We start from the raw sequence: 26,503 nt of genomic DNA, 5'->3' as shown, positions 1-26,503 counted from the left end.
AAAACGCTCGGCTGGAAAACCCCAGCCGAGCGCCTGCGTGATCTACTGACGACCACGTAAGCCATCAGGTGTTGCGAGGACCCCAAGAATCCGCCACTGCCGTGCGGGCCCTTCCGTACAGAGGGTGGAGCGGGTCAGCTGGGGTTCATGTCCGGCCTAGACGAGTAACTGATCGTTTCAGAATGGAGCCGACGGTCAGTCGTCGTCGAGCCGCTGAAGGACCTGCGTGAAGTCACCACAATCGAGCAGACCAGTCAGCACGTTCGTGATGTTGTCGATGCCTGCGTCTCGAACGATGAGGCCGTCGGAGCACCAGAAGTAGCGGCCGCTCAGGGACTCGCCGGTTCGGGAGTCCTTTCCCATGAGGCGCTCGACCTCAGCAAGAGTGAACACGGTCGCGCTCCAGCGTGACTCGTCCGCTGTCAGCCGGACCTCGACACCGACGTTGCAGACGGCATCCAGGGGCTCGTCCGCGCTGGGCAGGAATGATGCCTGGAAGCGTTCTGTTCGGACGCGATACCAGGGAGCGTCCCACCCCTGCTCAGTGGCTTCGGCCCCGTTGCTGGTCATGCGGGGAGTATGTCGAGCTGGCCCGGAGGGCTCAACCGGATTCTCTGGCAGGCTTCAGCATCGTGACCAAGAACCTTGTCCCCGACGAACTGTGGGACCGGATAGCCCCGCTGCTGCCAGCACGACCCGCGCGCCGACATCGCCACCCCGGGCGGCTCCCCGTGCCGGACCGGGTCGCACTGGCCGGCATCATCTACGTCCTCCGCAAGGGTGTGGCCTGGCGTGACGTACCGAGCACCGTCGTGGGTTGCTCCGGTGTGACAGCCTGGCGCCGGTTGCGTGACTGGACCGAGGCCGGTGTCTGGCCGCGCCTGCATGCCGCCCTGCTGGGCGAACTGCGCCGCGCGGACTTGCTGGACATGGACGACTGTGCCGTGGACGGCTCGCACATCCGGGCTCTCAAAGGGGGGACCATGTCGGCCCCTCGCCTGTCGACCGTGCCCGTCCCGGTTCCAAACACCACCTGATCGTCGACCGCCACGGAACCCCGCTCGCCGTCACACTTACCGGCGGCAACCGCCATGACGTCACCCAGCTCCTGCCGCTACTCGACGCCATCCCGTCGATCCGAGGTATGCGGGGACGCCCCCGCCGCAAGCCCCGGCGCCTGTATGCCGACCGGGGCTACGACTTCGACAAGTACCGCCGCCTGCTTTGGGAACGCGGCATCAAACCGCTGATCGCCCGCCGAGGCGAGGCCCACGGTTCCGGACTGGGCAAGGTCCGCTGGGTCGTCGAGCGCACATTTGCCTGGCTGCACCAGTTCAAACGACTCCGCATCCGCTACGAACGACGCGCCGACATCCACCAAGGTCTCCTCCAGCTTGCCTGCAGCATCATCTGTCTCCGACGGCTTCGGGCGGCATTCTGAAACGATCAGTAAGACCGAAGTGCTGGTCAGTGGTCGTAGGCGATGAGTGATCGGGTGATGGGTGTTCCGTTGGCCCGGTTGTGCCAGATGGCTGCGGTCAGGGCGAGGATGCGTTGTCCGACGCGGGCCAGGACCCCGGCTGGGGTTCTGGCGCCGTGGCGTTCGAGGTCGAGTTGGCCCTTGAGGGTGTCGTTCACCGACTCAATGAGCTGCCGGATTGGTTTGAGCAGGTGCTCGCCCGGCCGTGGTTTGCGGTTGCGGTAGTCTGGGCCGCAGCAGGGTCAGGCCGTGGTCGGAGATGAAGGCGTCCAGGTGCCTGGAGACGTATCCCTTGTCGCCGACGATGGTCTGCCCGGGGTGGGTGGCCAGTAGGTCGGCATCCTGGGTGAGCATGCCGGCGAGGACTTCGCGCTCGTCCGTTTTCGGGCTGGCCAGTGCCCAGGCGACGGGCAGGCCGCCGGGTGTGCAGAGCAGATGCAGACGCAGGCCCCAGAAGAACCGTGAGTGCGAGGCGCAGTAGCCGTATGCGGCCCAGCCTGCCAGCTCCGGGCGTTTGACCGTGGGCCTGGAGCGGGCGCACTCGACGGGTGTGGAGTCCACGACCCACACATCGTCGTGCCACAGGTCGGTGTCCCGGGCGAGGTTCCGGATGAACCGGCCGATCAGGACGTTCGCAACCCGCAGACGCTTGTTGTAGCCGGATTGCTCGGGCAGGTAGGGGAACTCGGCGGCGAGGTGGCGGCGGGCGAACCGCAGCCAGCGGGCCTCGGAGACGAACCCAAGGACCGACTGCATCACCGCCAGCGTCAGCAGCTCGGCATCCGTCAGCCTCGGCGGACGCCCGAATCGCCGCGTTCCTGCCAGAGAGTCATCGATCCTCACGTACAGTGCTGTCGCGAGGGTTTCGAGGTTTGTCGTCACAAACAAACCAACGAGACCCTCGCTTCATGCACCCGGCCACTTCGGACTTACTCGTCTAGGCCGCGGCCTGTACGTCGGAGCGCCGTCCCTCCCGGAAGGACACGAGACAGCGGCCGGGCTCCCGCAGGCAGGGACGGGGCTGGGGATGACCGACCTGGTCGCGTCGGCGTGGTCGGCCATGCAGGACCTCCCGCCCATGCCCGCAGCATGGTTCGCGGAGCCGACCACCGAGGAGCTGCCGCCCGGGTCGGGGGGAGTCCACTACGCCAACGGCCGGGTCTACGGATGGGTGGCCAAGGCCGGTGAGCCCCACGCCGGGATGCCGGGCCGGAACCTCACGATCGAGTCCCTGGGCACCATCGACACCACCCACTTCCTGCGCGCCCGCTTCAACCTGGACGACGGCACCATCGTCCGGGCCGGCGCCATGACGATGAACGTGGGCCACCACCGCGACGGCGCGGAATGCGAAACCTCCGCCTGCCAGTTCGACGACACACGGACCGTCGGCGCGATCGTCACCGTCGGCATCAACGCCGGCGGGATGTGGTTCTCCGGGGCAGCCGCCCCGTGGCTCTCGGAATGGGACCGGTTCGTGTTCCAGGGCTGCCAGCCCAGCTACCACATGCTGGAACGGCCCGGCGGGTACGAGCTGCGCGCGGTCCTCACCGTGCCCGTCCCCGGCCACTCCTCCCAGCTCCTGGCGTCCGTCGCCGAGCGCTCCAACCTGGCCCTGGCGGCGTCGGCAGCAGCCGCCCAAGACACCCCGTCCGGACACGGCACCGCCCCTGCGGACACCGTGTCCGAGACGGCCCCGGCACAGCCGGTACCCACCCCCACCGACCTGCCCGGACAGCGCCCGGACACCCTGTCCGCCCCGGTGCCCGGACAGCCGGACACCGGCTCCGGGGACGTCGTCGAAGCCATGGCTGCGCTGCTCACCAGCCCCGTGTTCCTCGACCAGTTCGCCGACGCCCTGGGGCGCCGGGAGACCGAGCGCGCCGAGGAGCACCGGGCGGAGCTCCAGCGGCTCATGGCCGCTGTCGCCCCTGCCCGTCAGGAACTCACCACCACCACTACGGAGAAGGAGGCCGCGTAATGGCCTGCGCCTGCAAGAACAAGAACAACCGGCACGAGGTCGTCCAGAACGGCAAGGTCGTCTACCAGGGCAACAAGGCCACGGCGCAGGCCGTGGCCAAGCGCTACCCGGGCAGCGAAGTCCGCCCGGTCGGTAACACCGGCGCCAAGGCGCAGTAGGCCCGTTGGCCGGGCCCGTCCCGCCCCGGCATGGTGGCGGGGCGGGCCGGACGTGCAACGAGCCCTCGGCTGCCGGGGCTTGATCGCCTTCGGAGGCTCGGGGAGGGGGCCTCGCGTGCACGGAACGGGCCCGTGACCCCGAGGGGTGACGGGCCCGCCCTGTTCAGCCGTGCTGTCGCTCAGCGCCGGGCGCTGACCCACAAGATCAGCACTGTCACAAGGCTGCTACCTGCCTTGTATGCCGCTCCGCGCACGACCTCGTATCCGAGGCCGGGGGGGCGGTGGCCTGCCCGCTTCATGAGTCGGTGCAGGTGATCGCGGGTGCGCGTGAGCAGAGCGATCAAGCCCGTAAGGCGCCGTCCACGGCCCTTCGGGATACGCTTCATTTTGGTGCCCTTCATGCAGTTGGTTGGACTGGCGCCGCAGAAGGAGTTCATCTCGGCTCAACTGGCCTAGGAACCAGAGCAGAGGTGGACTCCTTTTCTGCGGTCTGCGAACCGGAACCAAGCACTCAGTGGGTGCTCCCGAGGAGAGCCCCGCAGGCCCGCCTGTGCTCGCCGGAACTGCGAACTAGGCGTGGGTACTTGATGACGATTTCGCGGAATCTCGCACGTGCTCCGTTGCGCGCGCGTGACCGTTCCTTGAGGCTACGCGCATGAACGAGGTACGCAACTGTGTCAGGCGCCGGGGAGGCGGTAAACGTGTACAAAATAGTCATAAGGTAAATGCTTGCTCACGCGTTTGGGTGTGTGCATGAGGACTACCGCGCTGAGCGCCTGCTGATCTTCCGTCAAAACCGCATCCCTCAAGGCGCAGATCGTGGCTCACGACTTGACACCGGGGCCTGATCCCCCGGCGGGCTAGGATGCTGTTTTCGACGGGTAGTAGCGGGGTCTGGCACAAGTTCCGTGAGCTGGTCACGTAGCGTCACGCAAGGAGGACGCGTTTCCGGAGTAGCGGGAAGCCTGCACGGCCAAACATCTGTCGTTTAAGCATCTTGATCCGGTTGACTGCCCCTTCGACCGGACCGGAGTTCCAGTGCGTGGTCAGTCCAGCGGTCACGGCGTCGTAGTCGCTGTTCAGGCCGGTGGCGAAGCTGCTGATGCCGGGGAGGTTCGCGGCGGCAGCCCGATTGATCCAGGCGGGCAGGCCGGCGCCGGAGAGCGTGGTGAGCATCTCGGCGAAGGAGCTGACCAGGTCGGCGGCAGCGGCGAGTTCAGGGCAGCGGGCCAGTACGGACTTGCGGAGAAGCTTGTCATCCTCTGTGAGGGTGCCGGGGTGGCGCGTGAGTAGGCCGGTGACCTGCCGGACCGAGGGAGTCGGTGGGGGTGGAGGCGCCTTCTCGTAGGCCGGGAGGTCGCGGCGGATCCAGTCACGGACGAGGGAGTAGTGCCCGCGCCAGCCACGTGCGCTGATCTCCCGGTGGAGGTCGAAAATGGTCACCCGGCCTTCTTCTTCCGCCCAGCGGTGTTCCAGGTAGGGCTTGAACGGATCGAGCCTTGTGCGGCGGGGCGGTTTCCGGCCCTTGACCATGTCCTGCCAGCGGGCGGCCCGGGCGTATCGCTGGACGGTGTGCCGGCCCCAGCCCAGGTGCTGAGCGATCCCCCGCAGGCTCATGCCTTGGGCGAGGAGTTCGTGAACGAGCGTGTGATGAGCGCGGGCGCGGTCCGCGAACTTCCCCGTCGGCTCGGCCTCCTGGAAGTCGTCAAGTTCCTCCTCGTGGCCCGGGCCGTCGTGACCAGCGGACTCTTGCGGGAGGGGGGTCTGCCACGCTGGCTCAGGCGCGGGGACGTCGGGGGTGAGGGTCTTGAGGTGCGCGCGGTGGGCGGCGACGGTTTTCTCGGTCGCGGTGGCCAGGTTCTGCCAGAGGTGGAAGCGGTCGGCCACTTGCTGGGCCTTGGGTGCGGCGGTAGAGGCCGCATCGGCGTAGGCGCCGGACCTGTCTCTGCAGATCACCTCGATCTCCGGGTGCCCTTCCAGCCAGGGGATCAGGGTGTCGGCGTCGCGTTCCGGGAGCAGGTCGAGGACCTGGTGGGTGTCGGCATCGATCACGACGGTGCCGTAGACGTGACCGCGGCGCAGGGCGAAGTCGTCCACCCCGACCGCGCGGGGTGCGGTGGCCGCTGGGTCGGGCAGGTCCATGACGCGCCGCAGGAGCGTGCTACGGCTGAACGGGACGCCCAGGTGACCGGCCATGCGGGCACCGGCCCGGCCGGCCAGCGCCAGGCCGAGCAACCCGAGCGTGTTCCTCAGCCGCTCGGTGACCTGTCCGTGTCGGCGCGTCAGCCCCGGCACCTGCTCGACGAACGTCCTGCGCGGACACGGCGCGGAGTCGCAGAAGAACCGCCTCACCCGCAGAGCCACGGTCACGGCCCGCCCCGCGGCCGACAGGTCAGCGGGAAAGCGCAGGTAGGCGCTGTGGATGCGAGTGGCCTCCTGCTCGCATCCGGGACATGCCGCCGCTGAAGGTGTGCACCGCGCCTCCAGCCGTATGCCCGCACCGGTGCCGTACACGGCTGTGACGGCCAGCCCACGAACCCCGGGGAACAACAACTCCTCTATCGCACACGCGAGATCGTCCACAGCGAACGAATCTCGACTGAACCACCCTTACGAGGAGCGAAATCCGGGCGATCTCCCGAGCCGTCACATAACCACAATTAGTCACGCTACGTGACCGGCTCACAGAACTTGTGCCAGACCCCAAAAGCGAACTGCCCAGCGAGTTCGACGCCCATCTGACCGTCCTCATCGACGCCTTCGGCGGCGAACAGCACACCTCCGTCGGGCGTCACGACATCGCGCACGCTCCGGTCCACGGACTCGTCCAGGCGACGTCCGCCAGCTACGAGGACACCGACCAGCAGATCGTCTGGCGGACTGTGCCACGTCACGGGACCGCTCTGCCAACGCAGGACGCCGAGGACCTCGCCACCCTGCTCAGCCGCCTGCCCGGCCTGCTCGCCGGCGCCGCCGCCAACGTCGCCACCGCAGGGCAGGCACCGCTCAACGTGCCCTGCACCGTTCTCTCCCTCGACAACGAAGACCGAGCCCTCCTTTACCAGGCCCACAGGATCGGCGACTGGGTCGTGACCATCGACCGCACCCTCGGTCTGGAGTACTTCCATCATGCCGGCCGACACGACCGGCCTGAATACGTCATCGACTATGCACCGCCGCTCGACAGCGGCCTCGGTCACCAGATCATGGTCAGTTCGAACTCGGTCGACGAACTCCGCAACCTACTCGGCCCCACCGCCGAACAACACGGCATCGACGTAGAGCAGCGGCACCTCAATAGCTTCTTCGAGCAACTACGGCTGCTCTCCGGAAACCTCGCCTTCAAGCTGGCCTCAACCGCCCCTAACCAGCGCACCGAGGTCCTTGGCCTCTCCCTGGCCCGCCTCTACCTGGACTACCAGGGCGCGCTCCACAACCAGGTCGTCGTCCCGCTCGACGCCCATCCTGAGCTGTACACCGAAGCCCGCCGCCTGTCCCGCGAACTCGGCGAATCCCTCTCTTTCCAGCGCAGCGACCTCGCCCTGTTCCACCTCGATGCACAACGGCGGACGATCACCTGCCGACTCGTCGAGGTCAAGTGCTATACGGCGCTCGACGACATTGGCGCCTACCAGCGCCTGAAGACGAAGGTCTCCCAGCAGCTACGACAGAGCGAGACCATCCTCGCCGAATCCTTCGACCCGGCTCGCTCCACTCCAGACCGGGTGGACCGCCCGGTCAAGAACCTTGTCCTAGCCTCAATGCTCCGCTTCTATCTGGATCGGGCGGTACGCCACGGCACCGTGGGCCACATGCCCCGGGTTGCGGCACACTCCCTCCTCGACAGCCTCGATGACGGCTATCGCCTCGAGTTCACTCGCAGTGGGCTGATCTTCGATCTCGCACGAAGCGGCACCGATCGCGAACACGAGGACGGGGTGGGGTACCACCGGATCGGCAACGACCTGATCACGGAACTGATCAACGCGATCCCCACCGTGCGGTCAGATGTTCCTGCGGACGCGCTGGTCGAGGAGCCAAACGGAGACGCCCCGGAGGCGGACAGTGCGGCCACCGCTCCCACATTGGCGCTACTGCAACTGTCGGTTCCGCGCCTCCCCGACGCGGAATTCCAGGCACCCGACACGGCAAGCATTCCGGAGTCGGAGGATGGTCCGGCAAGCGAAGGGGAAGCGATGCCCGTCGCCGACGAGGCCGGCGCGGCACCCGAGGCAGACAATGCTTCCGCACCCACCTCTGCTGAACGGCGGGGTCATGCCAACAACCCGGATTCGGAAGAGTCCACACCCGCTATCGAAGTAGCTGCTCCCGTACCCGCCATCCCTGACCAGGCCCCCCTGGACGCCGTCCTCGACCAGCGCGGCTTCCACAATGCTCCGACCATCGACGCCCAGCCCACCCCCGTTACTCCGGCCAAAACTTTGCAAGAAACACTCCCCGAAATCTTCCTCGGCGTCACTCGTCCGTCCTCGCAGCACGGCGTGCTCGGCGAAGTGGCTGGCCGGAAAGTCGCTGTCGACCTTTATGAGACCCACACCATCAGCCTCTTCGGCGTGCAGGGAGGCGGCAAGAGCTACACCCTGGGCAGCATCATCGAGATGGCCACATTGGCCACCCCGCCTATCAATGCACTCCCCCACCCCCTGGCGACCGTGGTGTTCCACTACAGCCGGACCATGGATTACGCCCCGGAATTCACCTCCATGGCTCGGCCGAACGACGACAGCGCACAGCTCGATGTGCTCAAGGAGCGCTACGGGGCCGAACCCCAGGCCCTGACGGACGTTCTGCTGCTCGCCCCCGCCGATCAAGTAGCCAACCGACGGTTGGATTTCCCTGGTATCGAGGTTCAGCCACTGGCCTTCTCCTCTAGCGAGCTCCAGGTATCCCACTGGCGCTTCCTCATGGGCGCGGTCGGTAACCAATCGACGTACATCCGGCAACTCACCCGCATCATGCGGGCGAACCGCAACAACCTTAGTCTCGACGTTATCCGGCAAGGAGTTGCCGACTCCGGTATGCCGGACCACGTCAAGCAGCTCGCCCAGGATCGACTGAACCTCGCCGAGGATTACATCGACGACAGCGCCCATCTCACCAAGCTGATCCGCCCCGGCCGCCTGATCATCGCGGACCTTCGCGACGAGTACATCGGGAAGGACGAGGCCCTCGGCCTCTTCGTCGTCCTCATGCAACTCTTCGCCGAGGCCCAAGACGAAGAGGAGCACTTCAACAAGTTGGTCGTATTCGACGAGGCCCACAAATACATCGACAGCCCCGACCTCGTCGCCGGTCTAGTCGAGACGGTCCGCGAGATGCGGCACAAGGGAATGAGCATCCTGGTCGCCAGCCAGGATCCTCCTTCCGTGCCGATCTCCCTGATCGAACTCTCCGACCATGTCATTCTGCACAAATTCACCTCGCCGGCCTGGCTGAAGCACCTCCAGAAGGCCAACACCGCCTTCGCTGGGCTGCGCTCAGAGCAGATGGCTCAGCTTCAACCTGGCGAGGCGTACGTGTGGTCGAGCAAGGCCACCGACCCCGAATTCACCAGCGGTGCCTTGCGCATCCGGTGCCGCCCCCGGGTGACGATGCACGGAGGTGGGACCAAAACTGCGGGAGGCGGCAGGTGATGTGCGTTGGCGCACGCCGCTCCATGGGTCCGGCCCAGCCCTCCGGCTGGTGGTCATAACCGGACTTCCTTCCGATGCACACAGCGAAAGACAGCCGAGAATCCCCGGTTCGTGCTTTGCCCGCAGCTGGTCATGCTTCGGCCGAACACCAGGTGGGCGGCCATGGCGGCGTTCACGTACGGCAGGACCACGGTCGGGATGCTCATCCCGTATGCCTCACACAGGATGCCCAGGGCGAGGGTGTCGGCGACGCCGACGGCGCAGACGACGACGTATAGGAAGGGCTACGTCGTCTGGTCGTTCATCGCTTGTCTCTCTCGTCGGGGGCCAGGAGGCTCGAGGCTTCCTCAGCGCAGCCCCACGAGAGCGTGACGCCGGCGCCTCCGTGCCCGTAGTCGTGCAAGACCACGGTGCCGTCCTCCGACTGCTCCACTTCGACCCGAACCATGGCCCGGGTCGGCCGGACACCGATCCGGTGTTCCAGAACGCGGGCCTCGGCAAGGCGAGGTTCGACCTCGGCGCAGCGGGCCAGGATGCCAGCCGCCGCTTTGTCGTCGGGGGCGAGATCGACTTCGCCGTCGATGGCGGTGCCGCCCAGGACGACTGTGTCACCGTGGGGGTAGAAGCACAGCAGGTCTGGGGAGAGGCCGGTGTCCTCGGAGAAGAACCCGGTCAGCCCGGGGTTGGTGACAACGACGTGCTGGCCGCGGATGGGCCGAAGGTCAGAGTCCGGGACCAGCCCCTTGGCACCGAGGCCCGCCCAGTTGACGATCACAGGGGCCGGGCCGACGTCCGCGAGCGAGGCCAAGAGCCGCCACTCGACTGTTCCTCCAGCAGCATCGAGCCGGCGCAGAAGGTAGTCGAGGTAAGTGGGCATGTCGAGCAGCGGCACGGTGAACTTGTAGCCAACCGAGAACCCGGTCGGCAGTTCGGCCGGCTCGCATGGTCGGAAGTCAGGCAGAGTGGTGGCCCAGTCCGGTGGCGCCTCGGCCGTGCGGGACGCCTCAATGCCACTGGTGAGCCGGACCCCCGCCGAAGGGTCCTCGGCAAGCTTGCGGAAGACCTCCAAGGACCACTGCCCCCGCTGGTCGACCTTGTCCCTCGGCTCAACCAGGTACGCCCCCCATATCGCCCCGGCCTCCAGCGAGGTGACGCCCGGCACCTGCCCGGCGATCACGTGCACCGATGCTCCAGCCTCGGTGCACGACAGCGGTGGTGAGCCCTGCCACCCCAGCCCCGACAACGACAACGCGCACCTCACGCCTCAAGGATGCTGACCCGAAGGAGCTCACGAGAGCAGAGCCCCATCGAGGTAGTCCTGCACCGGCTCGAACAGCCCGTACGGCACGTACTGCGGGATCTCGCCGTACGTGGCCCAGGCCCAGGCCGGCCACCTCATCAGCACTCGCCACGACCGCCTGGCCGCCGACGGGGCGGCATGCGATGTAGTGGATCTCCCGGCCTGTCATGGGGTGCACCCGTTGTCCCAGCACACTCTGCGGCACCACCAGGAGCCCGGTCTCTTCCTCGGTCTCACGCGCTGCGGCTTCCCCGGGAGTCTCCTCGGGTTCGACCTTCCCGGCCGGAAACTGCCACGAGAGTGCGCCTTCCGCCACACGTCGCCGCACGAGCAGGACTCGCTCGCCCTGAGCGACGACGGCAGCGGCGACTGCTCTCTGGGCCTCGGTCGTCACGAAGATCCCTACCGTCGCACCTGAATCAGCGCGTGCGTTCCACTCGTACGCCAGGCATCCCCAGCCATTTCGAGAGCATCCACGATCTCCTGCTCCAGGCCGACGATGACATCGGACTTCAGGGTCCGGAGCGCCGCGACGGCCCCGGGGAAGTACCCGGTGCGTTCAGCGAAGGGTGTCGTGGGGTGCCATAGCTGGTCGCCCACCAGACGGCGGTAGTTGAGGTCGCCCTTCAGGATGGTGAGCGTCGCGCTCGCGAACTCGCCGCGAAGGTCCTCGGGCATCTCCTCGTACGGCAGCGGAGCGCAGAAGAACGGGTGGGTGCGGACCTCTAGGCTTCCCTCCGCCATGGCCCTCCACAGTCGGCCGCCGATCCGGCCAGCTTCGCCGGGCGCCTCGGTAAGGCGGCGGAGGCAGTCGACCACGTCCGCCGTCATCGCGTCGGAGACGTAGTACGGGTAGGGCTTCACGTGAAGCACCACCCGCTCGGCATGCCCGTGTTCGAGGAGGTGGTCGATGAGAACGAGGTCGGGAATCAGCTCACGTCCCGCGTTGTCGGCCACCACGGCTACGGTGGCCGAGGTGCCGGCGGGCAGGAGCTGCCACAGCGTGGCGCTGTCGTCGGCGACCAGCGCAGAGGTCGCGGCGTCACTCGTTCCCGACTCCCCTGCCGAGACGCTGAAGCCGAGGTCCGCGCGGTTGCCCCAGAGCGAGGCGTGTAGCAGGGCCGTAGCCCGCTCTTCGGCCGAAGCATCAGCGAGGGGGTCCAAGGCTCGCAGCTCCTCCTCCACCGCCTCGCCGCGCAGTTCGGCCTGCTTGAACGGCGCGAACAGATCAACTCCCTGCCACGGCCCGCTGCCGAAGTACCCGACCGCGCCAAGGAGCCTGCGGTAGAAGTAGCTCTCCGCCCACAGGAACGGGGCGTCGTACCACGAGCGCCCGAAGTGCTCCTGCCCCCAGCCCGCCCAGCGCTCGTAGTCGTGTTCCCCGGGGCCGAGCGGCTCGACCACACCGTTGGTGATCTCGTCCAGCAGGGCGTCGAGGGCCTCGTGCTGTCGGCGGCCATACGGGAAGGCGTCTCGTACCTGTTGGATGAGCGCGGGGTGGCGCTTGGCCAGCACGCCCCAGGCGAACGAGCCGGGCTCGTTGCTCAGGATGACCGGCGCGCCAGCCACATCGCCCGAGCCACGGGAGGTCTTCTCTGTCATGGTGTCCAAGCCCTTCGGTTCTCGCTCACGTATCCATGATCCCCAGGGTCACGACGCCGGCCGCACTGCCCACCAGCACCTCGCCGGTCGTCGGCTCGAAGGCCGCGCAGTGCAGTGAGGCGTCCACTCGGACCTTGGCGATCTGCCGCTGCTCACCGAGCGACCACACGCGCACCGTCCCATCCGCGGCAGCCGACACGAGGCGGTCCTCGTCGCTCATGAAGCCCAGCATGAGGATCCGGCCCGTGTGGCCGGAGAGATGGGAGGTGAACCGGTCCGTCCCCAGGTGACGCACCGCTATGTCGCCAGTTCCCGCCCCGACCGCTACGCGGTTGCCCGGACCGTCCACGGTGACAGCGCGGGCCCAGCCGCTGGGGCTGCTGAACCGGCTCCTGAATTCTCCGGTGAGGGCGTGCCACACGCGTACAGAACCGTCGCCACCGCAGGCGGCCAGAAGGTCTCCGCCGTCGTCGAAGGAGAGCGACCGCAACCGACCGGCGTGCACGTCCTGGCTCCACAACGGCGTCCCGGTGGGGAGATCCCAGCACCGGATGTGTCCGTCGCCCGTGCTCGCGGCAACCCGAGGCGTCGAACGGGCCATCGCCACGGCCCACGTACGCGGGGTGTCCTGGTTCAGAGTGAGCGACCAGGCCGTGTCTCGCAGCGACCAGACCCTGACGGCCCCGTCGCCACAGGCCGCGGCCACGTGTTCTTCGCCGCAGGCCAGCGACCAGACACGTCCGTGGGCCGCCGGCAGCTTCCGCCTGACCGTCGCGGTCGTGGCGTCGATGACGTCGACGCCGCCGGCCCCGTTGCCGACCACGGCGGTACGTCCACTGGCCGCGAACTGCGTGGACCACACGGTGTTCGAGCCGCTGGCCAGGGTCCTGAGCCTGCTCTTCCCCACTGTCCAGACGCGGACAGCACCGTCCTCGCATCCGGCGATCACAGTGCCGTCGCCCGTTCTAGCGAGGGAGCGCACCCAGTCCACGCCTTGTGGGAGCTGCGTCTCGCTCACCGGGTTCTCCGCCGAGAACGCCTGGATCCTCGGCTCCTCGGTGGCGGCGACGAGGACGTCGTCGTGCGGGGACGGGGCGACGGCGCGCACGCGCGCCTTGAGGCCGGTCAGCTGACGGACGAGCGCGAGTTTCCCGTCGGCCACGTCCCACACGGCTACGGAACGGTCACCGGACCCGGAGGTCAGGAGGGACGAGCCCGGGGTGAAGGCCACGGAGCGGACCCAGTCCCGGTGCGCCGCGCGTTCGTCCAGGAGGCGGCCGGTGCGCAGGGCGAAGAGTCGGACGAACTCGTCCTCGCCGGCCACGGCCACGAGCGAGTCGGAGTCCCCGCCGATCGCCACGGACCAGACGGGGGTGCCCGCGGCCCGCATCGTACGCAGGAGCACCAGCCGCTCCAGGTCCCACGCGCATACGGCTCCGTCCTCGGCACCGGAGACGAAAACCGGGTCGGCTGAGGAGAAGGCGAGGCTGCGAACACGGCGGTTGTGCCCGGGCAGCACCCCGACGGGTTCGCCGGTGTCTGTGCGCCACAGTCGGATCGCTCCGTCGTCCCCCGCTGAGGCGAGAACCATCCCGTCCGCGGAGAGCGCGGTGGCGAACACCCACCCGGTATGGGCTTCGTGGGCTCGGAGAAGCCTGCCCGTGTTCAGGTTCCACAGCCTGACCACCCCGTCCTCGCCACCTGATGCCACGAGGTCGCGGACGGCGGACACGCTGACGACCGCACCGATGTGACCGCGCTCCGTCGCCGCCTCGGAGCTCACCTCAGGGGGCGGCAACAGCCACCGCGGGGCGAGCACCGTCCCCTCCCTCGCAGCGCCTTCCAGGGTTCGGGTGGCCTCGGGGGTGGATGCACGCCGCAGCACGATCGAGAGAGTCGAGGCGATGTCGGCCGGGCTCTCCAGCCCGTTCAGCAGATACCCGGCACCGGTCAGGGCCCGGGCGGTGACCCACACCTGGTGCTGCGGGTGGCCGGCATCGTGGCGTTCGGGCATGGCGTCGAGCACGGCGGCGTCCGCGGTCAGCGACTGGTGCCCGACCAGTTCGACCTTGCGCATGACGTACGTCGGAGAGGCCAGCAGGCTGACGAGCTCGGCGTCGAGGCCCGCCTCACGCAGGTGGTAGGGGAGGTGACGCCACAAGTATCCCTCGCTATCAGCGAGCGTTTCCCAGGCACCGTCCGTGCTCTGCCGGTACGCCTCGATCAGGGACCGGTGAAGGGGCTCCCACTGATCGCCGATCAGATGGCGCAGGTAGGACCGGAACACGTCGTGCAACACGATGGCATTCCGGTCGGCCAGGTAGGCGCTGATCAGGGACCGGTCGGAAAGCACCCGGCAGAACTGGCGCACCACGTGGGGAGCCCATCCGTTCGCGGTGCCCCACCAGTGGGTGAGGACGGACATAGGAATCGGCACCGACGGAGGGAACACGGCTAGGGAGAGATACCGGTCTCGCAGGTCCGTGCGCCCGGCGATCGACACGCTCTCCGCGAGGCTGCGGAGGCTGGACTCGAGCGCCTGCCCAATGGCGTGCTTGCGCTGGTCGGAATCCCAGACGTCGAAGGCCTGAGGGCCGTACGCACGGATCGCCGCGTTCGTCTCCGTGACGGCGCGACCGGCCGGGGCGCCGAAGCCGACCTCCTGCGAGACGTTCGCACCGACGATCGACGCGAGCAGCGGCCATCCCCCGCACACGCCCGCGAGGCGTGCGGCCTCGGCATCGCCGAGGGCACCGACGTTGCGGACGAGCAGCTCGCGGATCTCCCCCGGCGCCATGGGCCCCAGGCGCACGACTCGCGCGGAGCTGGGGCACACACGCACGTTCCTCGTGGTCACGAGCCGTACGCAGTCCTCGCCGCCGAGCAGGAAGGGGCCGAGGTCGGTGGCGGACCAGACGTTGTCGACGACGAGGAGGGTGCGTCGTCCCTGGAGCAGACGGGCGAGGTGGAAGCCGGCCTGCTCCGGATCCGCAAGGGACGGACGGTTGCCGTCGAGGTGGACGCACAGGTCGGAGATCAGCTCGACGACCCTGGCGGCCGTGCACCCCTCTCCGGTCTCCACCCAGAGGATCTCCGAGAAGGAGTCCCGTACGCGCGGGTCGTGGCACACCTGCGTGGCCAGCGTCGTCTTCCCGAACCCACCAGGGCCGCACAGAGCGACCGCGGCGACGGTGTCGTCCTGCGTCGCCTCCCGGAGTACGGAGACGAGCCCTTCGAGATCTTCGGACCTGTGTACCAAGCCGGGCTCCGGAACGGGTATCGGGAGGTAGTCGTCCGGCGCCTGCGCGACCTCGGGCGTCGGAACACCGACGGAGGCCCAGAAGCGCTGCCGCACCTCCGCGTCGCTCCGTTCCAACGCCGTGTCGAGTAACGCCTGGGAGTCCGGTGCGACGACGATCTCCTCGCCCCGGGCCTCCCAGTTGGACACCGTCCGGTCGCTGACGCCGAGGTAGGACGCGAAGCCACGCACGCTCCGACGCGTCGCGAGCCGCAGAGCGCGCGCCTCCCGTCCGGTCCAGCGCTGCACTGTGGCCACCTGAGCTCCTTCGACCGACACCGACGACGGTAACAGGGTAGGGCGGTCTGACCAGCGGCGTAGGGCCTTCGCTGCGACGGGAGTTCAGCACGGATGCAGCACCCGGGCCATTCCGGTCAGGTCCGACCGAGGCGCACCCGTCGCCGTGGACAGCGGCGGTGCTGCACCGCGAGTGCGACACCACGACAGCCCGCTGACCAGCGCCGCTCGGCAGTCTTCTCGGCACGGAGCACGGCAGCTCCGCACCTAGTCGAGAGGGGTGGTCACAGCGTGACCGGAACGAAGGCGCGACAGGGCGGTCCGGGCGACTGGTCCGGAGGCCAGATCGCCTACTACCAGGCGCGAGCCGACGAGTACGACGCCACGTACAGCACCCGGATGGACATGCCGCGACTCGCGAAGGCCCTGGACTCGCTGCCGGTGGGCGGTGACGTCCTGGAGATCGCCTGCGGCACGGGCCAGTGGACGCGGCTGCTGTCCCACCGGGCCCGCAGCCTGACCGCACTGGACGCGGCGCCGGAGATGCTCCGCCGGGCCCGCGACCGCATGCGAGGCACCGAGACCCGGTTCATCGAGGCGGACGTCTTCGAGTGGGAGCCGGACCGCCAGTACGACACGGTGTTCTTCGCGTTCTGGCTCAGCCACGTGCCGCCGGTGGAGATGGAACCGTTCTGGGACCTGCTCAGGTGGGCCTTGGTGCCCGGCGGTCGCGTGGTGTTCCTCGACGACTCGCCGGCGAAGGCGGAGATCGAGGACCGGGTGGAAGCGGCGCCCGTGCCGACCGTCCATCGCACCCTCTCCGACGGTTCCCGCCACGTCGCCGTGAAGGTGCTCCGAGACCCCACCGAGCTCACCTCCCAGCTGAGCGGCCTGGGTTGGGACGCCCGCGTCAAGGCGATCGACCCCTTCCACCTCGCCGGCGTGGCCCGTCCCGAGGGGGGCATGTGAGCACCGTCGACGGCTACGCGGCCCGACCGAGCGTCCGAGCCGGCGAGGTGGTGCGCCTGCACATCGCCACCACCGCGCCCCGCTTCCACGTCGACTTCTACCGCTGGGGAGCCGAACCGCAGCACGCGGGGCACGTCGAATGGCCCGGCCGTCCCGCGTCTCCTGGACGTTTCGACGCGGACTGGCAGTGGCCCGCGTACGAGTTCCTCGTACCCCCGGAGTGGCGGTCCGGTGTCTACATCGCGGTGCTGGGCACGGAGCGCGCGTCCGGCATGCCGCCGCTGGATGCCCGGGAGGCGCGCATCCTCCTGGTCGTCACCCCCTCCGCGCCCTCCGGCCGCAGCATCCTGTACAAGATCCCGACGTTCACCTACCAGGCGTACAACACGGCGGGTGACGGCAGCCTCTACAGCGCCGCTCAGGTCACGACGCGCCGCCCCGGGGGCGGTGTCGGCGGGCCCGTGAAGGGCCTGCCCGACGCGTACGACCCGTCATCGCCCCGGCAGACGTTCGCCCACTGGGACGCCCCCTTCATCGCCTGGATGGAGCGGAACCGGATCGAGGCCGACTGCTGCACCGACCTGGACCTCCACGACGGGCTGTTCCTGCGCGACGGATACCGCCTCCTGGTCGCCGCCGGTCACGACGAGTACTGGAGCACCGACCTCCGCCACCACGTGACCGCCTTCCGGGATGCCGGCGGCCACATCGCCAACTTCGGTGCCAACACCTGCTGGTGGCGCGTCGGCGTCACCCCGGACGGGACAGGGCTGTCCTGCGACAAGTTCCCGCCCGGAGCCCCCGCCGGCACCGACCCGGACAGCTCGTACGGGTGCCCGGACCACTGGTGGGAGTCGGAGCCGGAGAACACCCTCCTGGGCGTGAGCTACCGCAACGGCGGTGGCCACTGGGACGGTATCCGCGCTTCCCGGGGCTTCATCGTCACGGACGCCGGTCACTGGGCGTTCTCCGGCACGGGGCTCAGGACCGGCGACAGCCTCGGACACGACGGGGCTCTGATCGGCTACGAGTGCGACGGCACGGCCTACGAGTACGACGCCGCCGGCCGCCCGCGCCCCACCGGCCGGGACGGAACCCCGAAGGACTTCGAGATCCTCGGCATCGCTGAACTCCTCCCGGACTGGAACTTCGCCGCCCGTGAGCCGCTGCCCAGCCCCCGGGCCGCCACGCTCGGCGTCTTCATCGCCGGCGGCACGGTCTTCACCGCCGCCACCACCGACTGGGCCCGCCTCCTGTCCACCCACCCCCAGGTCGCCACGGTCACCCGCAACGTCATCATCCGGCTCTCCTGACCGAAGGAAAGGGATCGTCGTGTCCGGAAACGGAAACGTACGGCCGCTCGACGTCGTCATCGGTGTCAACGGCATCGGCATGGGACACACCGTCCGGCAGAGCGTGATCGCCCAGTTCCTCCGCGACCGCGGGCACCGCGTCCGGATCGTCACCAACGGCGCCAGCCGGGCCGAGTACTTCCGAGACCTCGGATTCCTCGCCTGGGACGGCTGGATGCCGATGCTGCTTGCGCGCGACGACCGGATCCACGCGCGCGACGCCATACGCGCGAACATCCGGCAGGCGCCCGGAGGCTTCCTCCGGCACCTCCAGCTGCGCAGCGCCGTCCGGAACAGCGGCGTCCCGGACGTGTTCGTCACCGACTACGAGCCCAACACCCCTCGCCTCGCCTACCACTTCGGCCGACCGCTGGTGTCCATCGACCAGCAGAGCAAGTATCGGCACCTGGACCTTCCCGCCGTCGGCCGGTACGCCCGCACGGCCGACGAGCAGCGACTGCGGTACTTCGCGCCGCGCGTGGACCGGTCCTTTATCTGCTCCTACGTCCCGCTGAACGCCGAGGACCACAGACTGGAGTTCATCGCCCCGGTCGTTCCCGACCTCGTCCGGTCGGCGCCGGTCGCCACCGAGCCCCTCGCCACGGCCTACTTCTCCCGCTACTTCGACCACGGCCCGGAGGAGTCCGTCCGCGAACTGGCCTCGGTCTTCCGCCAGTCCGTACCGGACCGCACGCTGCGGATCTACGCGCAGCCGACTGAGATGGGGTCGCTGCGCGGGTACGCGGACCCCCGGGTCGAGATCCGTACCTTCGACCGCGAGGCGTTCATCGCGGACATGGCCCGCTCCGAAGTCGTGTTCTCCAACGCCGGCTTCAACCTGATCAGCGACGCCCTCGTTCTCGGCAAACCGGTCCACCTCATCCCGTTACCGACTTACGACCAGCACTGGTGCGCCAAGGTCGTCGACGAGGCGGGACTGGGCACGGCGGCCCCACGCGTCGAACGACGAGCCGTCCTCGACTTCCTCGCGCGTGGTCCGGCGCTCCGCGACAACGTCGTGCGTCACCGGGACCAGTACCTCTCCGCCGATCCCCGCGAGCGGATCGCCTCGTACCTGGAGAGCCTGCCGGCCGTCGACCGGCCGATGCCCGCGCCGATCGCGGGGTAGTCGACATGCCGACTCCCCCGGTTCCTTCCTACGTGGTGACCATGGCGGTCGTGGCCGCCGTGGTGGTCTGCTACCGATTCGGGGTCTCCCCTGCGGTACGGGCTCTCGCCCGGCACCCCACGCCACTGGCCATGGGTGCGGCCGTCGCGGTCATCGCCCCCTTGGCCCTCTGTCCTTCGCCCCTCCCCGAACAGCTGCGCTGGTTCGTCGTCTCCGTGATCGCCCTCCTCACCTGGCGAGGCGCCACGAGCGACTACGACGTCACGCTGCCCATCAGTCCCCAGCGTAGGGACAAGCTGCTCCTCCTGTTCCTCGCCGTCGCGTCCTGCCTCTGGGCTCCCGCCCTGCTGGCGTGGATCGCCGTGTTCTGCGGCAGGCTGCGTGGCTGGCAGCACCACGCGATGATGCCGGTGAGACTGCTGAAGGGGTACCTCGCCTGGTTCCTCGTGACCGCGGTCCTCACCCCGCCCCCGTCCGACTCCACGGCGGGCCTGGTGCTGGTGCTCGGCTGTGTCTCGCTGTCCCACTACGTCAAGCCGGCCTGGAGCAAAGCACATCTGGGGCCTCGCCCCTGGTCCTGGGCCTGGCACAACCGCACGCACTACCTCATGGCCTCGGCGTACTCCTGGGGCTGGGCGCGCTTCCTCCCGTCCGGGAAGGTGTCTCAGCTTCTGCGCCGAGCGAGGGTCGTGGACCGCCCCGTCAACATCCTCACGATGGTCGTGGAGGCCGCCGGGCTGGTCGCCTTTCTCGACCGTCGGCTGCTGATCACGATCCTGGTGACGACCGTGCTCTTCAACCTCGCCGTCGCCCTCGCCTCCGGCATCCTCTTCTGGGAGAACATCGCCGCCAACATCGGACTCGCGACGGCCTTCGGGTTGCTTCCCGACACGGGGTACGACACGGCCTTCGGGTGGCCCGCCGCACTGGTCGCGCTCACCGTAATCCTGCTCAGCACCGCCGACCTGCTGTGGCAGCCCTGGCATCTGGGGTGGTGGGACGCGCCCTTCACCGCCCGCGTCCACTGGCAGGTGGAGACCGTGTCCGGCGCGACGCGGGGGCTCTACAGCGACTACATGTGCCCGTACGAGCGCGAGTTCGGCCGCGTAGAGGGCTACTTCCTGACGGACGAGCCCGTCCTCCACGGCCACCTCGGAATCGTCTGGGACCGGCGGATTCGCGATCTGCTCGTCCAGGCCGGCCGGGACCGGGGCCAGCTGCACACGCTCAAGCAGACATACGGCCGAACGCACAGGGACGAGGAACGCTCGGCCGAGCACGTCGCCTTCCTGACCGCCATGTTCACCCGGCTCAACGCCGGTGCTCGGAAGAGCCCCCTGCCCCGGTGGCTACGTCACCTCAAGGCGCCCGGGGGCCAGCTCTACCGGTGGGGCGATCTGCCCGCCTACCGCGGCGAGGAACCCGTCCGCCGCATCACCATCCGCTACGAGGAGCGCTGCTACCTCCCCGAGACCGGCGACTTCGTCCTGCTCGCCGACCGCGTCGTACGGGAGATCGACCTCAGCGCTCCGATGACCGACCTGGAGGACAACACCACATGCGCAAGATCTTCGTCGACTGCGGCGCCAACCTCGGAATCGTGCTGAAGCACTTCATGCACGAGCTCCCGGACCACGACTTCTACGCCTTCGAGCCCAACGCGACCCTGCTCCCCTCCATCACGGCGAACGTGGAGCAGGCCCGGCACGCCGGCCTGGTCGAGGTCTCCCCCAGTGCGGTGTGGACCGAGGACGGCACGATCGACCTCTTCCTCGGCCACCACGAGAGCTCCACCGTGATGCCCGGCAAGCGGGTACCGCCCGTGTACGACCAGCAGATCGACTACAGCTCACCCGTCGCCGTGCCGGCGGTGGACTTCAGCGCCTGGCTCCGACGGACTGTCACGCCGGAGGATCACGTCGTCGTGAAGATGGACATCGAGGGCGCCGAGTACCCCGTGCTCAGGAAGCTGCTCGCCGACGGGACGATCGACCTTGTCTCCGTCCTCTACGTCGAGTGGCACCACGACCGCTTCCCCGCCATGAGCCGGGCCGAGCACGACGAGGTCGCCGCCGCCGTCTCCGCACGCGTCGACGTCCGCCACTGGGACTGACCGGAGTGAGGGGACACGACGCCATGGACACCCAGCGCATCTACCTGATCAAGCACGGCGAGACGGAGGAGAACCTCCAGGGCATCCACCAAGGCCGCGCGGTCGGCGGCCGACTCAGCGGGCGTGGACGCGCCGACATAGGACGGGTCGGCGCCTGCCTCGCGGCGGCCTGGGTCGCCGTGGACCAGATGCTCGTCAGCCCGATGTCCCGTTGCCGGGAATCGGCCGCGATTCTCACCGCCGCGCTCGCCCCGGCCGACGTCCGCGTCGACGAGCGTCTGGCCGCCAAAGACAGCGGTCACCTCGGGGGCCGGCCCAGGGAACTCGCCGCCGCCGAGGCCGCGCGCCACGGTGTGCCGATCCACCGGCTCCGCACGCCGGGCGGCGAGTCGTCGGAGGACGTGCAGGCCCGCTACGTGGACCTCTGGGACGAGGTCTGCTCCGGCGAGCGGCGAACCACCGTCCTCGTCGGGCACGGTGGGGGCATCGCCTGCCTGCTGCTGTGGCTCACCGGGAACGGCTTCGACCGGTACCTCCAGCACGTGCCCGGGTCCGCCGGGGTCACGTGCGTGGAGATCGGCGGCCCGGCTCCGCGCGTGCGGCTCATGAACGTCTCACCCGCGGACCTGCCCGTCCTCCTCAACGCCCGTGCCGCCCGATGAGAGTCGGGACGGTACGGGTGCGGGGACGCCTGTCATGCCTCCGGGGCGCCGCCGAAGCGCTCACGGTAGGACTCCAGGTCCTCCTCCGTGATCTTCGCGAAGAGCACCGGAGGCACCGTGAACGCGGTGCCGGCAGGGACGGTGTCCAGGGACCTGGCCTGCTCCGCCGTCACCCAGGTCGCGGTGTCGTTCTCCAGGGCGAAGGCCCCGCGCATGGCGGCCGACGAGGCCGGGATGAACGGCTCGGAGACGACCGCGTAAAGGTGGATCAGGTTCATCGCGGTACGGAGCGTCAGTGCGGCGCCGTCGGCGTCGGTCTTGATCTCCAGCCACGGCGCCTTCTCCTCCAGGTAGGAGTTGCCCGCGGACCACAGCGCACGCAGGGCGGCGGCGGCCTTGCGGAACTGCAGGGCCTCCATCTGCTCCTCGTACTCGCCGAGCAGCCGTGCGATCTCCTCGCCCAGCCTGGTCTCCGCCTCGCCGGCGGCGTGGCCGGCCGGGACCTCGTCGCCGAAACGCTTGCGGGAGAACGACAGCACGCGGTTGACGAAGTTGCCGAGGGTGTCCGCCAGGTCCTTGTTCACCGTGGCGGTGAAGTGCTCCCACGTGAAGGAGGAGTCATCCGACTCGGGGGCGTTGGCGATCAGGAAGTAGCGCCAGTAGTCGCCCGGCAGGATCTCCAGGGCCGCGTCGGTGAAGACACCGCGCTTCTGGGAGGTGGAGAACTTGCCGCCGTAGAACGTCAGCCAGTTGAAGCCCTTGACGACGTCGACCTTCTTCCACGGCTCGCGTACGCCGAGTTCGGTGGCCGGGAACATCACCGTGTGGAAGGGGACGTTGTCCTTGGCCATGAACTGCGTGTACCGGACGGTGTCGTCGGCCTCGTACCACCACGACTTCCAGTCGCGGGTCTCACCGTCGGAGGCGGCGTCCGCCCACTCCTTCGTCGCGCCGATGTACTCGATCGGGGCATCGAACCAGACGTAGAAGACCTTGCCCTCGGCCGCGAGCTCGGGCCAGGTGTCGGCCGGAACCGGCACGCCCCAGTCGAGGTCGCGGGTGATGGCGCGGTCGTTCAGGCCCTCGGTCAGCCACTTACGGGCGATGGACGTGGACAGGTGCGGCCACTCCGCACTGACCGTGGCGATCCACTCCTCGACCTCGTGCTGGAGCTTCGACTGCAGCAGGAAGAGGTGCTTGGTCTCGCGGACCTCCAGGTCCGTGGAACCGCTGATCGCCGAACGCGGGTCGATCAGGTCGGTCGGGTCGAGCACGCGGGTGCAGTTCTCGCACTGGTCGCCGCGGGCCTTGTCGTAGCCGCAGTGCGGGCAGGTGCCCTCGACGTACCGGTCCGGCAGGAAGCGGCCGTCGACCGGCGAGTACACCTGGCGGATCGCCCGCTCCTCGATGAAGCCGTTCTCGTTCAGCTTCCGCGCGAAGTGCTGGGTGATCTCGACGTTCTGCTGCGAGGAGCTGCGCCCGAAGTAGTCGAAGGCCAGCTCGAACCCGTCGTACACGGCCTTCTGCGCGTCATGGGCCTGCGCGCAGAACTCGGCGACCGTCAGCCCGGCTTCCTTGGCGGCCAGCTCGGCCGGCGTGCCGTGCTCGTCGGTGGCGCAGATGTAGAGGACGTCGTGACCGCGCTGGCGGAGGTACCGGGAGTACACGTCCGCCGGAAGCATCGACCCGACCATGTTGCCCAGGTGCTTGATCCCGTTGATGTAGGGAAGCGCGCTGGTTACCAGGTGTCGAGCCATCCTTGGATGCTCCATTTCGTACGTACGGCGCCGGTGGCGCTGCCACGGCGGGCCCAGGTCGGGAGGCCGCAGCCGATGCGATCACTCCGATCGCACACCAGCGTCACGCACAGTGACGAACGGGGCTGCAAGCCACGGTCATCGTATCGAACCGGGGGTTTGGCCAGCCCACGGGTTTTCTGGCCTCCCCGCGCTGCCCACGAAAGCACTCGGCCGTCCGAGACAGGCGGCCAAGCAAGTCTCGTACGGCCGAGGCGCTCCCCATCCTACGGCCACCGCCGACCGCAAATCCCGCACCACAAGTACGTCCCCGCTCCCCCAAGCCCAGACCTCAGCGAGGTGGACCACATGCTCAGGAATCACGAGCCCCATCGACTCCGCGTGGTCGTCGTGGGGCAGGGATACGTCGGCCTCCCGCTGGCCGTGCGCGCCACCGAGGTAGGGCACCACGTCGTCGGCCTCGACGTGGACGCCGGGCGGATCAAGAGGCTCATGCTCGGCGAGTCCTACGTCGAGGACATCTCGGACCGGCGGCTGGCGCCCCTCCTCGCCGCCGGCGTCTACAGGCCGACCGTCGACCCGGCCGACTGCGCCGGGTTCGACGTGGCGGTCATCACCGTCCCGACGCCGCTGTGCGACGGTGCGCCGGACCTGTCGCACGTCGAGGACGCGGCGCGGACGCTCGGCCGCCACCTGACCCGCGGAGCGACGGCCATTCTGGAATCGACCACGTACCCCGGGACGACCGAGGAGGTGTTCCGCCCACTCCTCGAGCGCGGCTCCGGACTGACCGCCGGCCGCGACTTCCACCTCGGCTACAGCCCCGAGCGCATCGACCCCGGGAACCTCAGCTGGAGGCTGGAGAACACGCCCAAGGTCGTCTCGGGCATCACCCCGTCTTCCTTGAAGTCGGTCCGTGACTTCTACGCGTCCCTTGTAGACACAGTCGTCCCCGTGGCCACCTGCAAGGAGGCGGAGCTGACCAAGCTCCTCGAGAACACCTTCCGTCACGTGAACATCGCCCTCGCCAACGAGCTGGCGATCTTCGCCCACGACCTGGGCATCGATGTCTGGGCGGCCATCGACGCGGCGTCCACCAAGCCGTTCGGGTTCATGCGCTTCACCCCCGGCCCCGGGGTCGGAGGCCACTGCCTGCCCGTCGACCCCTCGTACCTGTCGTGGCGGGTCGAACGAACCCTGGGGCAGAACTTCCGCTTCGTCGAGCTGGCGAACGACGTCAACAACCACATGCCCGACTATGTGGTGCGGCGTCTCGTGGCGGGCCTCAACGAACGTGGAAAGCCGCTCAAGGGCTCCCGGATCCTGCTGCTCGGTGTGGCGTACAAGGCCAACACCGGGGACGCCCGTGAGACGCCGGCGGCCCGCATCGCCGAACTCCTCACCGGTATGGGCGCCGACGTCCAGGCCGCCGATCCCCATGTCCTGGATGACGCCCACCCCCGCGCCGCCGGTCTGGAGCACCTCCAGCGGATCGAGGTGACCCCCGGCCTGCTCGCGACAGCCGACGCCGTAGTCCTGCTCGCGGACCACGACGCCTTCGACTACCCCCTCATCAGCGCCCACTCCCCGTACATCCTCGACTGCCGACGCCGGCTCACCGGTACCCACGTCGACTCTCTCTGAAGGGAAGCAACGTGAAGATAGTGATCACCGGCGGCGCCGGATTTATCGGCGGCAACCTCGCCCGTGCGCTGACCGGGCTGCCTCAGGTCACCCAGCTCCGGGTCGTCGACAACCTCTCCACCGGGGACAAGGCGAACCTTGCCGGCCTAGACGTGGACTTCTTCGATGGAGACGTCCAGAACGACGCTCTCCTCGACCAGGCGTTCCGCGATGCCGACGCCGTCGTCCACCTGGCCGCCCTCCCCTCGGTGCCACGCTCCCTGCGTGACCCCCTGGCCAGCCATCACGCCAACGCGACCGGCACACTCCAGGTTCTGGAAGCCGCCCGCCGGGCCGGCGGCCCGCACGTGATCGCCGCGTCCTCGTCCTCCGTCTACGGCGCCAACCCCCAGCTACCGAAACACGAGGACCTCGTCTCCGCCCCCATGAGCCCGTACGCGGTCACCAAGCTCACGACGGAGGCGTACCTGAGCGCCTACCACCACAGCTTCGACCTTTCGGTGCTCCCCTTCCGCTTCTTCAACGTCTACGGCCCCGGCCAGCGCGCCGACCACGCCTACGCCGCCGTCATCCCGAAGTGGATCAGCGCCACCCTCGCAGGCGAGCCGGTGACCATCCACGGCGACGGCACCCAGACACGCGACTTCACGTACGTGGGTACGGTCTGCGACGTCCTCACCGATGCCCTCCTCCGCCGGGTCGTGGACCCCCGCCCGGTGAACCTGGCCTTCGGCAGCCGTACCTCGCTTCTGGACCTGGTCCAGGAGATCGAGACGGCGACGGGGCTTCCCGCGCGCCGGGAACACGTGCCGGTCCGTGTAGGCGATGTCCCTCACTCGCAGGCCGACAGCACGCGGCTGAGGGATCTGTTCCCTGAAGTCGCCACTGCGGCGTTGCGGGAAGGGATCCCCGCCACAGTCGGCTGGTTCCGTCAGCGTCCAACTGCACCGTAGGAGGAGTGCTCCCACACCGCCTCATGCCCCAAACCGCCCCATAGACTGAGGCGCATGGCCTCGGCCTGCCCCGGGAGGGATCCGCCGGCCCTGCGAACGAGTCCGAAGGTTCCGCCGCCTCGGGGTTGGCCGGCCACCCGCGCTCAGGAGGGGGTGGCCGCAGGCTGCCGGACCGCCGGGCTCCCGTCTTATCGGATGGAGACCCGCCGGCTCC

17 protein-coding genes and 4 pseudogenes are annotated in these 26,503 nt (G+C 68.7%); 12 read left to right on the top strand and 9 right to left on the bottom strand.

From position 1 onward, the window contains the following. Nucleotides 1-195: 195 nt before the first annotated feature. Nucleotides 196-570, bottom strand: a complete 375-nt coding sequence (locus ACF1CT_RS34590) for a hypothetical protein (RefSeq protein WP_391787992.1) — start codon at nt 568-570, stop codon at nt 196-198. A 62-nt stretch (nt 571-632) separates the two neighbouring features. Between ACF1CT_RS34590 and ACF1CT_RS34585 the strand changes: the two genes are divergently transcribed. Further along, nucleotides 633-1,441 (top strand): IS5 family transposase gene (locus ACF1CT_RS34585; RefSeq protein ID WP_391787991.1). Its coding sequence is split into 2 segments (ribosomal slippage): nt 633-972 and nt 972-1,441, totalling 810 coding nucleotides; the frame shifts between segments, so codons are not numbered across the junction. 26 nt (nt 1,442-1,467) lie between these two features. Here the strand turns inward: ACF1CT_RS34585 and ACF1CT_RS34580 are convergent. After that, nucleotides 1,468-2,362 (bottom strand): annotated as a pseudogene (locus tag ACF1CT_RS34580) (IS982 family transposase). A gap of 145 nt (nt 2,363-2,507) precedes the next feature. On the opposite strand from ACF1CT_RS34580, the gene ACF1CT_RS34575 reads away from it, so the two are divergent. Beyond that, nucleotides 2,508-3,461 carry a hypothetical protein gene (locus ACF1CT_RS34575; protein ID WP_391787990.1) on the top strand — a complete coding sequence of 318 codons (954 nt, stop codon included), beginning with the start codon at nt 2,508-2,510 and terminating at the stop codon, nt 3,459-3,461. Next, complete coding sequence (locus tag ACF1CT_RS34570) at nt 3,461-3,619, top strand: hypothetical protein (RefSeq protein WP_391787989.1); 159 nt, start codon at nt 3,461-3,463, stop codon at nt 3,617-3,619. The genes ACF1CT_RS34575 and ACF1CT_RS34570 overlap by 1 nt, the downstream gene beginning before the upstream one ends. A 927-nt stretch (nt 3,620-4,546) precedes the next feature. On the opposite strand, the gene ACF1CT_RS34565 is transcribed toward ACF1CT_RS34570, so the two are convergent. Continuing rightward, nucleotides 4,547-6,202, bottom strand: a complete 1,656-nt coding sequence (locus ACF1CT_RS34565; RefSeq protein ID WP_391787988.1) for an ISL3 family transposase — start codon at nt 6,200-6,202, stop codon at nt 4,547-4,549. Between the two features lie 110 nt (nt 6,203-6,312). Here ACF1CT_RS34565 and ACF1CT_RS34560 point away from each other — a divergent pair, with 110 nt between their 5' ends. Further along, nucleotides 6,313-9,273: a hypothetical protein gene (locus ACF1CT_RS34560; protein ID WP_391787987.1), complete on the top strand. Its 2,961-nt coding sequence runs from the start codon at nt 6,313-6,315 to the stop codon at nt 9,271-9,273. A gap of 131 nt (nt 9,274-9,404) precedes the next feature. Here the strand turns inward: ACF1CT_RS34560 and ACF1CT_RS34555 are convergent. The 5 genes and pseudogenes from ACF1CT_RS34555 to ACF1CT_RS34535 form a co-directional block, all read right to left on the bottom strand. After that, nucleotides 9,405-9,527, bottom strand: a pseudogene (locus ACF1CT_RS34555) (flavoprotein); the annotation flags it as partial. A 47-nt stretch (nt 9,528-9,574) separates the two neighbouring features. Continuing rightward, nucleotides 9,575-10,541: pseudogene (locus ACF1CT_RS34550) on the bottom strand (FAD-dependent oxidoreductase). A 20-nt stretch (nt 10,542-10,561) separates the two neighbouring features. Further along, nucleotides 10,562-10,973, bottom strand: a pseudogene (locus ACF1CT_RS34545) (NUDIX domain-containing protein). 2 nt (nt 10,974-10,975) lie between these two features. Beyond that, nucleotides 10,976-12,175, bottom strand: a complete 1,200-nt coding sequence (locus ACF1CT_RS34540) for a damage-control phosphatase ARMT1 family protein (protein ID WP_391787986.1) — start codon at nt 12,173-12,175, stop codon at nt 10,976-10,978. A gap of 25 nt (nt 12,176-12,200) precedes the next feature. Then, complete coding sequence (locus ACF1CT_RS34535) at nt 12,201-15,731, bottom strand: NB-ARC domain-containing protein (RefSeq protein WP_391787985.1); 3,531 nt, start codon at nt 15,729-15,731, stop codon at nt 12,201-12,203. A gap of 270 nt (nt 15,732-16,001) precedes the next feature. On the opposite strand from ACF1CT_RS34535, the gene ACF1CT_RS34530 reads away from it, so the two are divergent. The 6 genes from ACF1CT_RS34530 to ACF1CT_RS34505 are packed head-to-tail and all read left to right on the top strand — an operon-like array spanning nt 16,002 to nt 21,935. Further along, on the top strand, nt 16,002-16,679 hold the full coding sequence (locus ACF1CT_RS34530; RefSeq protein ID WP_391787984.1) for a class I SAM-dependent methyltransferase: 678 nt from the start codon (nt 16,002-16,004) through the stop codon (nt 16,677-16,679). Further along, nucleotides 16,676-17,992, top strand: a complete 1,317-nt coding sequence (locus ACF1CT_RS34525) for a N,N-dimethylformamidase beta subunit family domain-containing protein (protein WP_391787983.1) — start codon at nt 16,676-16,678, stop codon at nt 17,990-17,992. The genes ACF1CT_RS34530 and ACF1CT_RS34525 overlap by 4 nt, the downstream gene beginning before the upstream one ends. Before the next feature lie 19 nt (nt 17,993-18,011). Then, nucleotides 18,012-19,160, top strand: a complete 1,149-nt coding sequence (locus ACF1CT_RS34520) for a glycosyltransferase family protein (RefSeq protein WP_391787982.1) — start codon at nt 18,012-18,014, stop codon at nt 19,158-19,160. A 5-nt stretch (nt 19,161-19,165) separates the two neighbouring features. Next, a complete protein-coding gene (locus ACF1CT_RS34515; RefSeq protein WP_391787981.1) occupies nt 19,166-20,767 on the top strand; it encodes a hypothetical protein in 1,602 nt (533 codons plus the stop codon). Further along, nucleotides 20,719-21,273: an FkbM family methyltransferase gene (locus tag ACF1CT_RS34510; RefSeq protein WP_391787980.1), complete on the top strand. Its 555-nt coding sequence runs from the start codon at nt 20,719-20,721 to the stop codon at nt 21,271-21,273. The genes ACF1CT_RS34515 and ACF1CT_RS34510 overlap by 49 nt, the downstream gene beginning before the upstream one ends. Before the next feature lie 23 nt (nt 21,274-21,296). Continuing rightward, the gene (locus ACF1CT_RS34505; RefSeq protein WP_391787979.1) at nt 21,297-21,935 is read left to right on the top strand and encodes a histidine phosphatase family protein; all 639 of its coding nucleotides are present in this window, start codon (nt 21,297-21,299) and stop codon (nt 21,933-21,935) included. Between the two features lie 32 nt (nt 21,936-21,967). Here the strand turns inward: ACF1CT_RS34505 and metG are convergent, their stop codons facing one another. Continuing rightward, complete coding sequence (gene metG, locus ACF1CT_RS34500; RefSeq protein WP_391787978.1) at nt 21,968-23,692, bottom strand: methionine--tRNA ligase; 1,725 nt, start codon at nt 23,690-23,692, stop codon at nt 21,968-21,970. Between the two features lie 348 nt (nt 23,693-24,040). On the opposite strand from metG, the gene ACF1CT_RS34495 reads away from it, so the two are divergent. Both ACF1CT_RS34495 and ACF1CT_RS34490 read left to right on the top strand, forming a co-directional pair. Continuing rightward, complete coding sequence (locus tag ACF1CT_RS34495; protein ID WP_391787977.1) at nt 24,041-25,336, top strand: nucleotide sugar dehydrogenase; 1,296 nt, start codon at nt 24,041-24,043, stop codon at nt 25,334-25,336. A gap of 11 nt (nt 25,337-25,347) precedes the next feature. Continuing rightward, nucleotides 25,348-26,289: an NAD-dependent epimerase/dehydratase family protein gene (locus ACF1CT_RS34490; RefSeq protein ID WP_391787976.1), complete on the top strand. Its 942-nt coding sequence runs from the start codon at nt 25,348-25,350 to the stop codon at nt 26,287-26,289. Nucleotides 26,290-26,503: the final 214 nt, after the last annotated feature.

The organism is Streptomyces sp. NPDC014734, from assembly GCF_043083325.1.
Lineage (GTDB): Bacteria > Actinomycetota > Actinomycetes > Streptomycetales > Streptomycetaceae > Streptomyces.
Note: the sequence above shows the minus strand (reverse complement) of the source record. Positions and strands in the feature narration are given on the sequence as shown.